14 protein-coding genes are annotated in these 14,154 nt (G+C 32.4%); 4 read left to right on the forward strand and 10 right to left on the reverse strand.

Going from position 1 to position 14,154, the window contains the following annotated elements; all coding sequences use genetic code 11:
- Nucleotides 1–629 precede the first annotated feature (629 nt).
- The 3 genes from fabD to DK442_RS08800 all read right to left on the reverse strand — a co-directional run bounded on the left by fabD (nucleotide 630) and on the right by DK442_RS08800 (nucleotide 3,486).
- Nucleotides 630–1,511, reverse strand: a complete 882-nt coding sequence (fabD, locus tag DK442_RS08790) for an ACP S-malonyltransferase (RefSeq protein WP_109435497.1) — start codon at nucleotides 1,509–1,511, stop codon at nucleotides 630–632.
- A 95-nt stretch (nucleotides 1,512–1,606) separates the two neighbouring features.
- Nucleotides 1,607–2,458 (reverse strand): fructosamine kinase family protein, encoded by an 852-nt coding sequence (locus DK442_RS08795; protein ID WP_109435498.1) that lies wholly within the window; start codon nucleotides 2,456–2,458, stop codon nucleotides 1,607–1,609.
- An 89-nt stretch (nucleotides 2,459–2,547) separates the two neighbouring features.
- On the reverse strand, nucleotides 2,548–3,486 hold the full coding sequence (locus DK442_RS08800) for a dihydrofolate reductase (RefSeq protein ID WP_109435499.1): 939 nt from the start codon (nucleotides 3,484–3,486) through the stop codon (nucleotides 2,548–2,550).
- A gap of 167 nt (nucleotides 3,487–3,653) precedes the next feature.
- On the opposite strand from DK442_RS08800, the gene DK442_RS08805 reads away from it, so the two are divergent.
- The 4 genes from DK442_RS08805 to DK442_RS08820 all read left to right on the forward strand — a co-directional run bounded on the left by DK442_RS08805 (nucleotide 3,654) and on the right by DK442_RS08820 (nucleotide 7,659).
- Nucleotides 3,654–4,736, forward strand: a complete 1,083-nt coding sequence (locus tag DK442_RS08805; protein WP_109435500.1) for an aminotransferase class V-fold PLP-dependent enzyme — start codon at nucleotides 3,654–3,656, stop codon at nucleotides 4,734–4,736.
- A 100-nt stretch (nucleotides 4,737–4,836) separates the two neighbouring features.
- On the forward strand, nucleotides 4,837–5,133 hold the full coding sequence (locus DK442_RS08810) for an isoamylase early set domain-containing protein (protein ID WP_109435501.1): 297 nt from the start codon (nucleotides 4,837–4,839) through the stop codon (nucleotides 5,131–5,133).
- Nucleotides 5,134–5,794: 661 nt separating this feature from the next.
- Nucleotides 5,795–6,532, forward strand: coding sequence for a helix-turn-helix domain-containing protein (locus DK442_RS08815; RefSeq protein ID WP_160114096.1), 738 nt, complete (start codon nucleotides 5,795–5,797; stop codon nucleotides 6,530–6,532).
- A gap of 182 nt (nucleotides 6,533–6,714) precedes the next feature.
- The gene (locus DK442_RS08820) at nucleotides 6,715–7,659 is read left to right on the forward strand and encodes a hypothetical protein (RefSeq protein ID WP_160114097.1); all 945 of its coding nucleotides are present in this window, start codon (nucleotides 6,715–6,717) and stop codon (nucleotides 7,657–7,659) included.
- Nucleotides 7,660–7,714: 55 nt separating this feature from the next.
- Here the strand turns inward: DK442_RS08820 and DK442_RS08825 are convergent, their stop codons facing one another.
- From DK442_RS08825 to DK442_RS08855, 7 genes are all read right to left on the reverse strand, one after another.
- Entirely contained in the window at nucleotides 7,715–7,996 is a 282-nt protein-coding gene (locus tag DK442_RS08825; RefSeq protein ID WP_109435504.1) for a DUF427 domain-containing protein, read from the reverse strand.
- A gap of 34 nt (nucleotides 7,997–8,030) precedes the next feature.
- Nucleotides 8,031–9,005, reverse strand: a complete 975-nt coding sequence (egtD, locus tag DK442_RS08830; RefSeq protein WP_109435505.1) for an L-histidine N(alpha)-methyltransferase — start codon at nucleotides 9,003–9,005, stop codon at nucleotides 8,031–8,033.
- Between the two features lie 12 nt (nucleotides 9,006–9,017).
- A complete protein-coding gene (egtB, locus tag DK442_RS08835) occupies nucleotides 9,018–10,184 on the reverse strand; it encodes an ergothioneine biosynthesis protein EgtB (protein WP_109435506.1) in 1,167 nt (388 codons plus the stop codon).
- 102 nt (nucleotides 10,185–10,286) lie between these two features.
- Nucleotides 10,287–10,712 carry an energy transducer TonB gene (locus tag DK442_RS08840; RefSeq protein WP_109435507.1) on the reverse strand — a complete coding sequence of 142 codons (426 nt, stop codon included), beginning with the start codon at nucleotides 10,710–10,712 and terminating at the stop codon, nucleotides 10,287–10,289.
- Between the two features lie 23 nt (nucleotides 10,713–10,735).
- Nucleotides 10,736–11,560, reverse strand: coding sequence for a thymidylate synthase (locus DK442_RS08845; RefSeq protein ID WP_109435508.1), 825 nt, complete (start codon nucleotides 11,558–11,560; stop codon nucleotides 10,736–10,738).
- A gap of 150 nt (nucleotides 11,561–11,710) precedes the next feature.
- Complete coding sequence (locus tag DK442_RS08850; protein ID WP_109435509.1) at nucleotides 11,711–13,414, reverse strand: NupC/NupG family nucleoside CNT transporter; 1,704 nt, start codon at nucleotides 13,412–13,414, stop codon at nucleotides 11,711–11,713.
- A 56-nt stretch (nucleotides 13,415–13,470) separates the two neighbouring features.
- Complete coding sequence (locus tag DK442_RS08855) at nucleotides 13,471–14,088, reverse strand: bifunctional nuclease family protein (RefSeq protein ID WP_109435510.1); 618 nt, start codon at nucleotides 14,086–14,088, stop codon at nucleotides 13,471–13,473.
- Nucleotides 14,089–14,154: the final 66 nt, after the last annotated feature.

Genomic DNA, 14,154 nt, shown 5'->3' on the forward strand with positions numbered 1-14,154 from the left:
CTGCACCTATTTTAGCACTTAACTCATTTTTGATGATGGTTTTAAGTAGAAAATTTAGCATTTTTAGGAAAAGAAAAAGTCAAAATAAGCTCATCAAAAAAAACTTGTAAAATTCTTATTTTCAAGTATTTAAACCTCTTTTCTTTATTTCTTAAAAACAACCATTGTGCATTTCAAAAATAACGAAATGGTTTTCTCATACAATAGGATGAAATATTTTTTTATGAGAATATGATATAGTTTTGTTTCATTAATTAATAATAGCTAAAATCATAAACTATAAAAAAGAAATACTATGAACTCATTTAAAACTAAATTCAGGTTTAATTTAAAAGCTATCATGGATATATTGTCAGAGCTTCCTAAAGCTTGTAGTCATGCTATTCATAGATAACTACACACTTTATTAAAATTTTCAATTATGGATACCAAAATAAAATTGAATTATATGTTTCTGGCAAGCTTTTGCCTATTATGCAGTATCGCTTCATTAATAACAATAGTAGTATTAATACTATAATATACCATCATTTTACATCATAGAATTTGGGTCAAAAAACCCCTAAAGTTTTTTAATCTTTAGGGGTAAAATATTATGACAATAAACTTATCCTAAGTTGAATATTATTTTAAACTGAAGCTGAAATCGTTTCCATAGAACGATCTATTTTCTTCACTAATCCAGATAATACTTTTCCTGGTCCAACTTCTGTAAAAACTGTTGCTCCTTCTTCAATCATATTTTGCACACTTTGAGTCCATTTTACTGGAGCAGTAAGTTGAGCAATTAAATTCTTTTTAATTTCAGAAGGATCTGTAACCGCTTTTGTAGTTACATTCTGGTACACCGGGCAGTTTGGAGTACTAAAAGTAGTAGCCTCTATTGCTGCGGCCAATTCTTCTCTTGCAGGCTCCATCAAGGGTGAGTGAAATGCTCCACCAACAGGTAATACCAATGCTCTTCGAGCTCCTTTTTCTTTTAGTACTTCACAAGCTTTATTGATCGCTTCAACTTCACCCGAAATCACTAATTGTCCTGGACAATTATAATTTGCTGCTACTACTACTCCATCAATTTCGGCACAAGTTTCTTCAACAACCTCATCCTCTAACCCTAAAACAGCTGCCATTGTAGATGGTTTTAATTCACATGCTTTTTGCATTGCCATCGCACGTTTGGATACTAATTGTAGTGCATCTTCAAAAGTAAGAGTTCCATTTGCAACTAAGGCAGAAAGTTCTCCTAATGAATGTCCTGCAACCATATCTGGTTTAAAACTATCTCCTAATACTTTACTTAAAATAACAGAATGTAAAAAAATAGCTGGTTGAGTAACTTTGGTTTGCTTTAGCTCATCTGCAGAACCTTCGAACATGATTTTAGTAATTTCAAAACCTAAAATATCATTGGCTTTATGAAAAAGTTCTTTGGCAATTTCTGAGTTTTCGTATAGATCAAGACCCATTCCTGAAAATTGGGCACCTTGACCTGGAAATACATATGCATTCATATGAAATTGTGTGTTTAAAATTTTGACAAAAGTAAGGATTAAAACTCATAAATGGTTAAAGATATAAAGTCTCTAAACAACATAGGTTTTCTATTCTATATATATCGACTTAAAATCTTCTGTATGCCTTTATAATAGGAACTCCCGAATACATTAAGGTGTACTAAAAGGTAATACAATTGCCAGATGGGTAATCTATTGTTCCAATGATCAACAAGCGGAAAAACTTCATTATACGTTTCAAACAGGTTCGCATTAAAACCTCCGAAAAGATGCATCATACCGATATCCATTTCTCTTGGGGCATATGCAATTGCTGGATCGATAAGACAAGGGCTTCCATTTTTATCTATTATATAATTACCACTCCATAAGTCCCCATGAATTAAACTAGGTTGTTCATTAGGAATTTCACTTTCGATAGTTTGATAAAACTTATCCAAACCTGAAAAAATATAACCCTTCTTGATTGCTAATTTAAATTGAGGTTGTAGACGTTGAGAGATGTAAAATTCTGCGGCAGAATTACATTTTGAATTATATTGAGGTAAGTTTCCTATATAATTATGTTGTTCTAAGCCAAAATACGACATATCACATTGATGTAACGCAGCTAATTTTCTTCCGAATACTTCCCAAAAATTAGGAATTGGTTGTGCGGTTTCAATATAGGACAGTATCAAAAAACCATTGTCATCATGCCTACCAAAATCAAGAATTTCAGGAACTGTAAACGTATTAGAGTTTTTAAGAATTTTTAATCCATAAGCTTCGGCTTCAAACATCCCTGGAAACTTTGAAGCAGTATTACGTTTAACTACACACTTTTGTGTTTTCGTTATCAATAAGTAGACATCATTAATATCGCCACCAGATAAGGGCTGTATAGATATAATGGTTTCTGAAAGGAGATCTTCTAAATACTTTTTGAATTCTATTGATATCATAACGAACTCTTTAGTCTCCAGTAAAGCCTAGAGGTTATATGATCAACTATACCTGGAATCTACTAAATACGACAAAAAGTTGATATTATTTATCTTCTCTTATACGTTAAGTAGGTAAAAGGATACTTATGTTTCTCATCGATATCATGAAACTCTTCTTTTTCTAGTTTCCATATTTCGGTATCAATTTCTGGAAAAAAAGCATCTGCATCAAAAGATTCATGTACTCGGGTGAGTTCGATACAATCAGAGTGATCCATTCCCATTGTATAAATTTCTCCACCACCAATAATAAAAGGTTGCGCATCTCCTTTAGCAACCTCCAGAGCATCTTCTATGGTGTGAACCACAATTGCACCTTCTGCTTGATATGATGTATTTCGGGTAATCACAATATGCACACGGTTTGGAAGTAATTTTGGAAAAGTCTCAAAGGTTTTACGTCCCATAATAATATTATGCCCAGAAGTGAGGCTCTTAAATCTTTTGAAATCATCTGGCAAATGCCAAACCAAATCATTATCCTTTCCCAAGGCATTATTTTCTCCTGCAGCGGCAATCATTGTAACCATATTCTTAGTTGCTTTTAGTTCTCCCACAATCTCAGATGTCTTTCCCTTAATGAATTCTTCTTTTTTCTTTATGAGTTCTTCTTTAGGATACATTAAATCCACATCTTTTTGGATTAAAGCTATCTCTTCTTTTTGTTTGGTAATCAATCTTTCCATCTGGCGATCAGACCATTCTTGTCCCATAAATGTACTAAACAACCATACATTACAAAAGTGAATAGCTAAAAGAAAAAACCAACATATTATGGCTACAACAGACCATGATACACCAAAAAACGTAATATCTTTTCCATAACCAAATGCCAGGTTTAAAATGGCAAAAAAAACAGATCCTACTGCAAAAACTATAAAATGCTGAAAAAGCCTTTTCTTCTGAATAACACGTTTACGTGCATGTTCATAAAGTTCTCGTTGTTGAGGATCAATTTGTAAAGTTTCTTTCTTTTTTGAAAACATATTAATGCTAACTTAGTATCTGTAAATAAACAACATTAAAACAGATCCCGCTCTATAGCGGGATAAGTTCAACTAATCATTTTGAATGCGTTGCTTACAGCAAATCTTCAAAATAAAGTTTCACTTAGTAAAGATATAGTTTTTAGTAAAATGCCCTAAAGTTACTTATGAAGAATTTAAGAAAAGAATTTCCAATTTTAGCTCAGAATACATATCTCAACACAGCTTCTTCTGGTTTACTATATGACTCACTCCTTGATTTTAGACAAGAACATGATTTAGATTTTCTGATTTCGGGTAGCATATTTAGAGATCCTCAAGCCACTTTTCTATCTAATGTGCGTAAAACCATAGCTACTTTTTTTAAGAATTCTGAAGGTGATACAATATTGACTCCTAATTTTTCACTCGGGTTTAATACGATCTTAAACGGACTTGAAAAGAGTAAAAAAGTACTTTTATTAGATGAAGATTATCCATCAATTAATTTTGCGGTTGCTAATAAAGGGTTTAAAATTTGTTATGCAAAAGTGAATGCAACTCTGGAACAAAACATTGAAAATGCCATAAAAAAACACAAGCCTGATATTTTTGCATTTAGTTTAGTACAATATATTAATGGTATTGCAATTGATCATGAATTTCTTGCTTTCTTAAAAAATAAATACCCTGATATTCTCATTATTGCCGATGCTACACAATTCTGCGGAACAAAGGTCTTTAACTTTGATACCTCGGGAATTGATATTATGGGATGTAGTGGTTACAAATGGCTATTAGGTGGTTATGGTAATGGTTTTATGTTATTCAAAAATAACATTCTGGATAACATCACGCCTTCTGATTATAAAAATGCTGCATCCAATACTGACTACGATTCCTCTTACACCAGTTTACAAGCAAGATTTGAATGTGGTCATCTGGATACATTCAATTTTGGAAGTTTACAATATTCTCTCAATTTTCTCACTAAAATAGGATTGCCAAATATCGAAACACATATTCATGAATTATGTGATTATGCCAAATCAGAACTTGCCAACTTACAACTCTTAGAAGAGGACGTTATCAAACGGTCCAAACATAGTTCTATTTTTAACTTAAAAGGTGATCATAGGTTATTTAATCAACTACAAAAAGATCATATTATCACCTCATTAAGAGGATCTGGTATTCGTATAAGTCTTCACTTTTTTAACACTATTGAAGATCTAGATAAATTATTTAACACACTACATCGTTATCGTTAATAAATAACTGACAATCTGATGCTTCTCTCTTTTTAATTATAAAGTTTTGTATTAATTTAATGCTGATTTTTATTAACCAATATAAATAGTATTTAAAATTATGGCGATTACAAAACAATATTTAAAATCTAAACCTATTTGCAAAGTTACCTTTATTGTTCCTGCAAAAGAAGCAACTAATGTTAGTGTAGCCGGAGAGTTTAACGAGTGGAACGCAGAAGCTACTGTTCTTAAAAAACTAAAGAATGGGAATTTTAAAGGAACGATTGATCTTCCAAAAGATAATAATTTTGAATTCAAATATCTTGTTGATGGCGAATGGACCAATGAAGAGGAAGCTGATGGGTATTTGTGGAATGACTTTGCAGCAGCTGATAATAGTTTATTGATTTTATAAAAAAAATGGAGATGTTGGGGGTATTTTATACCCTCAGCACCTTGCTCAAAACAAATATATCATTGATATATTTTGATAAACCTTATGCTTTTTTTAGTAGCTCATAGGGTTATTACTGTTTACTTTCCTTACACCCATAAAACAACACCTCCTTATCATTTTCACAAGCACTACCCTACCATAATAAAGGTATTGACCATACACCTAGGCTAATACAATGGATATTACTTTTTTTAAGAATCTAAATTAATAGTCTTAGTTTTAAGTCATGAATTTTTTGGAAACCATTTTTCTGTTTTTTGCTTTTCAGGCTTTTGTATTTTCAATTTTGTTTTTCCTCAAAAAGAAAGGTGATAGAATTGCTAATATATTGCTGGGTACCTACATATTGTTATTTAGTTATAACATTATATACAATGTATTATATTGGACCAACCTCCTCAACTCACTCCAATATATACATCTAACGTACACCAATAGAATACTATGGGTTTTATATGGTCCAATTTTGTTTCTTTATATAAGAAGGGTGATTTACAAAAATAAATTTAGACCTATTGACATCCTTCACTTTATACCTCTATTCTATGCTTTGATAAATTATTCTCCTTTTTATTTTCTTACTGTAAATGAAAAAATCGAAACACTTATAAACGGTAAAATGGGAGATTACATATATTTCTACACCCCATATTCCATTACAATTATTGTGGCATTAATGCTCTTTTATTGCGGACTACTATTTTTTTCGTTTAGACCTGTTATTAAAAGTTTTAATAACTCCAGGTGGTTAAATTGGTTAAGCTATTCTTTTTGCGGTTATGTACTCTCTTTTTCTTCTTATTTTGTTTTGGTTTATTTTAATTTACTAAACCCTGGATCTGATTATTTTATCGGTTTTTCTATGATCTTTTTTACTGGATTACTTTCATATTTTGGTTTTCTTCAACCTCAAGTTTTTGATGGGTTATCAATGGACAAAGTGCTTCCATTTAAAAAGTATCAAAAGACAGGGCTTTCTAAAAAATATTCTTTAGAATTAAAAACCATACTGATCGATTTTATGAAAGAAGACAAACCTTACTTAGACAACCAAATAAGAATAAGTCATTTGGCCAAAAAACTTAATATCTCAAAACATCATATGTCGCAAGTTATTAATGAACATTTTGATCTTAGTTTTTTTGATTTCATCAATACATATAGAGTGGATCAAGCTAAACATATGCTAACCAAAGACAATAACCTAAATATGACTGAAATACTATATTCATGTGGTTTTAACAATAGAGTATCATTTTACAAAGCTTTCAAAAAGTTCACCAAAATGACACCATCAGAATACAAATTACTCAAATCAAAAGAGTCCTTAAAAATGGCTTCAAAAAATAATCTTTAACCTCTTTTATTATATAAGACCTAATTAATACATCTACTTATTTTATGACCTTGTAAACTAATTATGTAAACCCTTAGCGGGAAGTATAAAACGCTTCTAAAAAGTAACACATCATCTTCAAGTTTTATATTCATTTGTTTGTAACAATACAAATCATTTATTGAAAATTTAAAAAAACAAACATGATGAAAACAGTAACTACATTAGTATTGATCGTATCAATCTCGCTTTACTCATGCGGAGTTGACGATTTCATTCCTTCTGATGATGATTCTATACCACCCATCGAGTATACCTTATCCACCCTTACCACATTGCCTATAGGAACAGGAGGACTAGACGTTGATTCCTATGGAAATATCTACGCTGGAGATTTTGGAGTAGGGCTAGCTAACATTAATGGTTCTGATATCTATAAAATAAATCCTTATACTGGAAATTCAGAAGTTTTTGCCAGTCTAGAGCCTTCTGGTCTTACAGGCAATCATTTTGATACTGAGGGTAATCTGTACCAGTCAAATTTTGGATCAAGTAAAGTATTTAAAATAGATCCCCATGGAAATCCTGAGCTTTTTACTGAAGCAGTAGCTTTACCCACAGGGATAACTATAGATGACAGAGGAAATATTTATATTTTAAGTTGTCAAAATGGTACAATTACTAAATTTACACCAAGTGGAGACTCTAATGTATTAGCAAGCAGTAGTGATTTTGCTTGCGCAAACGGAATTACCTGGGTAAAAGACACTGGTAATCTATATGTCGTAAATTTCAGTGATGGTAATGTATTACAGATTACACCTACTGGTGATGTTTCTATACTTACAGCAATCCCAAATTCTACCGGAAATGCACATATCACTTCATTTCAGGGGGAACTGTATCTTACAGCTGCTTCTTTAGGTCAAATTTACAAAGTAAGTTTGGATGGTGAATCAGTAGAAGTAATTGCTGGAGATGGCAATGCTGTTAATACTGATGGAAATGCCAAAACTTCTGGATTAAGAACACCAAATGATTTAGCATTTAGCCCAAACGGTAAGCACATATATATTAATTGTGTTGCCAACTCTGGAAACAGCAACGAATTATCTCCTACCGTAATACGAGTTCTAAAAAGAAAATAACTTAGAATAGCATCTCTGCTATAGCATATTAAAAAATGTTGGGGTTGTTTGTATACTATTCTACAACCTCAACACCTTTCCAAAAAGCAACATATCCTTTGATCTGTTTTGCTAAATCGCTAGTTTCTGGATAATACCATGCTGCATCCTGATTTTCTTTTCCATCTACCTCAACCGTATAATACGAAGCCATTCCTTTCCAAGGGCAATTTGTATGCGTTGCACTTGATTTAAAAAATTCTTTTTTTATTGCCTCAGGCGGAAAATAGTGGTTATTTTCTATTACTTTGGTGTCATTACTTTCTGCTATTATCTGGCCATTCCATATTGCTTTCATATACTATATTTTAAAATTCTTTTTATATTTTCTACTATTTAGTCTTTGTAATCAAATAGTCTTTATAATCATTGTTTTGATCTGAAAAAGTTTGAACAATACTTAAACCTGATTCTTCTACTAACCACTTTACGGTATCATCATCATACTTTTGAGAAATCTCTGTATGAATACTTTCCCAAGCTTCAAAATGGACCTGTAAAGACAAATTATTTATATCTACGGTCTGTTTTTCTTTACTTACCAAATAACTTTTGGCGGTACCACTTTCGGGATCATAAGTTTCCCAGTGCATGAATTTATCCAAATCAAAATTACCATCCAGTTCTTTATTAATCCTGGCCAAAACATTTTTATTAAAAGCTGCTGTTACACCAGTTTTGTCGTTATAAGCATCCAAAACTTTCTGCGGGTGTTTCTTTTGATCAAATCCCATAAAAAGAAGATCTCCAGGATGCATTGCATTGTATAATTTTTTAAGGAATTGAATTGCTCTAGAATGCAATAAATTACCGATATTAGATCCCAAAACCATAATAACCTTTTTGCGATCACTCATATGTTTAAGACGGTCTAAAATCTCAAAATATTCTCCTATTTGCCCCTGCACAACAATTTTAGGCATTTCTTCTTTAAGATTTTTAACTAATCCATCAACAGCATTTTCGCTAATATCTATAGGTTTATAATTAAAATCATACTTCTGATGAAGCAACTCTTTTAATAACACTTTGGTTTTCTTTCCATCTCCTGCTCCCAATTCGATAAGATCAAAGCCTTGTTTGGTTGCATCAAAACTTTGAAGAATATCTGATGTATGTGTTTCAAAAATTTCATATTCTGCACGTGTAAGATAATATTCTGGCAGAGCCATTATTTGTTGAAAAAGCTCATCTCCTACCTCGTCATAAAAAAATTTTGAGGATAGATATTTTGGAAAAGCAGTTAAGCCTTCACACACTTCTTTTTCAAAAGTGGAAACTAAAACTTTTTGATCTTTGGAATTCATTGAAAATATAGATTATAAATCTTTCACCAACCGCAATCCAGTAAATTGCCATCTTAAGTGAGGGTGAAAAAAATTGCGATATGTTGGTCTTGTATGATTTTGTGGAGTGGCAACAGAACCACCTCTAAGTACTTTCTGATTGACCATAAATTTTCCGTTGTATTCTCCAAGAGCTCCTGGAGCTTTTTTGTAATTAGGGTATGGTAAATATGCACTTTCTGTCCATTCCCATCGTGCTCCCCATTTAAAAAAGGATTGAGCAGCTTCCCATTCGAACTCTGTAGGCAAACGTTCTCCTTTCCATTGAGCAAAAGCAAATGCCTCATAATAAGAAATATGAGTTATTGGAGAATCCATCCTCAATTCTTTTAATCCTCTAAGAGTATATTGATGATACTTACCATCTATTTCATGCCAATATAATGGAGCTTTCACTTTTTCGGTATGTATCCAATCCCAAGCTTCGGCATGCCAAAACAAGCTGTTCTTATAACCTCCATCATTGATAAAGTCCAAATATTCTTTATTTGTGACAAGAGTATTGGCAATAGCATATTTATTAAGGAATACCTTATGCACACCTAATTCATTATCATAACAGAATTCATTTCCAGTATATCCAATTTCATAAATCCCTTCTTCGATACTTATATATTCTGAAATTTGCTCTGATACAGGATTTTCTGTAAATGTATCATTGTATTTTGGAAGCAATGGGTTATTACCCAATATAAATTTTATATCAGTAAGTAATAGTTCCTGGTGTTGCTTTTCATGATGAATTCCAATTTCCAAAAGTTTATAAATTTCTGGATCGTCATTCTCTTCTAAAAAAGCTTGTAAATGTGTAGTAACATAATCTCTATACTCATAAACTTCACTTACCGTGGGTCTAGAAAGATTACCTCTATTAGTCCGTACCACTCGTTTTCCAATGCTTTCATAATAACTATTAAAAACGTAAGCATATTCTGGATGAAAACGCCTGTAGCCTTCAACATATTTAGATAAAATAAATTCTTCAAAAAACCATGTTGTATGCCCCATATGCCATTTTGGTGGGGAAACATCTACTATGGGTTGAATTACATAATCTTCTATCTGAAGAGGTGCACATATTTCTTCAGTATCAGAACGTGTTTTTAAAAAGGTAGTGAGTAAATTATCTGTAACGATCATAAAAAAAGAGTGTATCCGACTTACGAATACACTCAAATTTACTGATTTTTATTTTTTCTGATCCTTTAACAAGGTTAATCCAATGTTAAAATTAACATATAATTACTGTGGTTTTCTAAAAGTAATTGGCACAGTATACGCTACAGCTATAGGTTTATTACCCCACTTACCGGGTTGCATTTTAGGAATTGCTCTTATAATTCTAATAGCTTCTCTTTGTAGATATCGATGAGCACCCGTAACCTCAAGTACTTCTACCTTACCTTTATTGTTTATGATAAATTCTACAGTAACCGTTCCACTAAGACCATCATTTAGAGCTGCATCAGGATACTCAAAATTCTGAATGATATGATTTCTTAATTTCTGATCAAAGCAATTTGCAGGTTCCAATCTTGATCTATCGCACTTTGGCCAAATTGGCGTAATTCCCTTTTCATTCGCATTCTCCTGTGATAAAATTATCGCATCCTGAGAGAAGGAGAATGTTGAAAACAAAATTGTTAATATTAGTAATAGTCTCTTCATTGTAGTTCATTTAAAATTTGGGCTTAAACTGCGACCGCTCCCTTAATATGTGGGTGAGGATCATAGTCTACTAACTTGAAATCATCAAAAACGAAGCCAAAAATATTTTTCACCTCTGGATTGATTATCATTTTAGGCAATTTTCGAGGTTCTCTTGATAGCTGTAATTCTAATTGCTCTTTATGGTTATTGTATATGTGTGCATCTCCAAAAGTATGAATAAACTCACCTGCTTCATAACCACAAACCTGCGCCATCATCATAGTAAATAAGGCATAAGATGCAATATTAAAAGGAACTCCTAAAAAAATATCTGCACTACGTTGATACAACTGACAAGATAATTTGCCATCTGCAACGTAAAACTGAAAAAAGGCATGGCATGGAGGCAAGGCCGCCTTACCATTCGCTACATTCTCTGAAAAAGATTTTGATGTGTCAGGTAAGACACTTGGATTCCAAGCAGACACTAACATACGTCGACTATTAGGATTCTCTCTAAGGGTATCTACTATTTCCTGAATCTGATCAATCTCATTACCATCCCAATTTCTCCATTGATGGCCATATACCGGACCTAAATCCCCTTTATCATCTGCCCACTCATTCCATATACGAACACCATTTTCTTGTAGATAACTAACATTTGTATCTCCTTTTAAAAACCATAATAGTTCGTGAACTATAGATTTGAGATGGAGTTTTTTTGTGGTAACCATAGGAAAGCCTTCGCTAAGATCAAAACGCATTTGATATCCAAAAACACTTTTTGTCCCCGTCCCTGTTCTATCTCCTTTTTCATTCCCATTTTCTAATACATGATGTACCAGGTCAAGATATTGTTTCATTTTTTACTCCTTCGATATTTGTTAAAATTATTCTAATGTAAGTCAAATATACAAAAAATAGGTATTGAGATATTGTTTACAATATAGATTATGAAATAGTTATTAAACAAGTTCATAAATTATATTTTCAATAAAAAAAACGAGTGTATTTTACCCTATTATCATTCCAGCAATAGTAGCTGACAATAAAGAGGCTATAGTACCTCCAAGTAATGCTTTCATACCAAATTCGGACAAGGTTTTTCGTTGTCCTGGAGCAAGAGAGCCAATCCCTCCAATCTGAATTCCTATTGAGGCGAAATTTGCAAAACCACACAACATATATGTTGCCATAATAACCGATTTATTATAGGTTAAATGTGTTGCATTTGTTACATTTTTTAAATCTGCTAATTGTATATATCCAACAAACTCACTAGCTGCTAGTTTTATTCCTAAGAGTTGACCCATCAAGGCTATGTCCTCTTTAGCGACTCCAATCAGCCACATTAATGGAGAGAAAAGATAGCCTAAAATCAGTTCAAGAGATAAGCTTGGATAAGCTGTATTTGATGCTATCCAAGTGTTTATAGAAGTAATATCTCCAACCCAACCCAATATACCATTAAGCATAGCAATAAAAGCTACAAACACTAATAACATAGCACCAACATTTACAGCTAGCTTTAAGCCTTCAGTTGTTCCATTTGCTATAGCGTCTAAAATATTAGATCCTATTTTTTCTGAAGAAACATGTACATCTATATTAATTTCTTCCGTTTGCGGAAATAGTATTTTAGAAATAACAATTGCTCCGGGAGCTGCCATTACTGATGCTGCTAATAGGTGTTTTGCAAATTGTAATCGTAAAACCGGATCATCTCCTCCTAAAAACCCAATATATGCTGCCAGTACAGCTCCAGCAACAGTTGCCATGCCACCGATCATAACCAATAACATTTCGGATTTATTCATTTTTTCTAAATACGCTTTAATTAACAGAGGCGCTTCTGTTTGGCCTAAAAAGATGTTACCAGCGACACTTAAACTTTCTGCTCCAGATATCTTGAGTGCTTTGGTCAACAACCAAGCCAAGCCTTTTACTACTTTTTGAATAATACCTAAATAGAATAATAAAGAAGTTAAAGCTGAAAAGAATATAATAGTTGGTAATACTTGAAAAGCGAATATAAAGCCAAAGGTATCCATATCTACAACCAAACCTTCAAACAGAAATTTGCTTCCGGCTCTAGTAAAATCTAAAACACTAACAAATAGGCTTCCAACCCATTCAAATATCGTTTGAACAAACGGTACTTTTAAAACTCCAATAGCAATTATTAATTGAAATCCAACACCTAATCCAACTGTTTTCCAATTAATAGCTTTTCGGTTACTGCTAAATAAAAATGCAATAATCAGAAGTACTATCATTCCCAAAACACCTCTCCATAAACTACTAAAAGAGAAGCCCTGGTTAGGTATCAGTTGATTTACCTCCACTACAGGCGCTACTTCAGTTATTTCTTTTTGAGTAGTAAGAGTATATGTAATTCCTTTTTTAATAACTACTAATATAGAATCTGTTAAAGTAGTTACTTTATAACGAATTAGAGAATCCTGAGCAGTCTCTGGAAAAAGCAAAAGGATATTATTTTGTTGAATATAATCCCCTTGGAGTATTTCTGAAGCTTCATTAAAAGAATATGAAAATTGTCCTTTTTCTAATTGAAGATAATCATCTTTCCCTACATTAGAAACCTCTTCTGAAGCTCCATCAATTTTTTCTAAAACCCATCTTTTCTCTATTGATTGTGCAGATAATACAGTAAAAATAAATAGTGAAAACAGAAAAGTAAGTACTCCTTTCTTCATAAATATTGAAATCATTTAAAAAAACATATTAGATTTTTTTATATCGACATATAAAACTATCCTCTTTTAGAAATCTCATCTCGAATTCTTGCCGCTAATTCATAATCTTCATTATTAACAGCTTGGTCGAGCATTCGGTTAAGTTCTTCCAGAGACAAATCTTTATAGCTAGTTTCTTTGCCTACCATTTCAATATCATCAGATACAAGTTCGTCTACTAATAAGCTTTCAGGATCATTTTCATCATCCTTCTTCGGGTTTACTTTAAGATATATCCCCGCTTGATCCAAGATATTCTTATATGTAAATATGGGTGCTTGAAATCGCAATGCTAAAGCAATTGCATCACTTGTTCTTGCATCTATAATTTCTTCTATCTTATCACGCTCACAGATAATACTAGAGTAGAAAACACCATCTACCAACTTGTGAATAATCACTTGTTTTACAACAATGTCAAATCGATCTGCAAAGTTTTTAAAAAGATCATGGGTAAGTGGTCTAGGCGGCTTAATTTCCTTTTCTAAAGCAATAGCTATAGACTGTGCTTCAAAAGCTCCTATAACAATTGGTAACTTCCTTTCTCCATCCACCTCGCTTAAAATTAGTGCGTATGCACCATTTTGGGTTTGACTGTATGATATTCCTTTTATGTTCAGACGAACTAAACTCATATTGCTCTCAATAAAAAAAGGCTGTTTGAACATATGGACTTTTACCTCAGTTCAAACAGCCCTGAA

Source organism: Aquimarina sp. AU119, assembly GCF_900312735.1.
Taxonomy (GTDB): domain Bacteria; phylum Bacteroidota; class Bacteroidia; order Flavobacteriales; family Flavobacteriaceae; genus Aquimarina; species Aquimarina algiphila.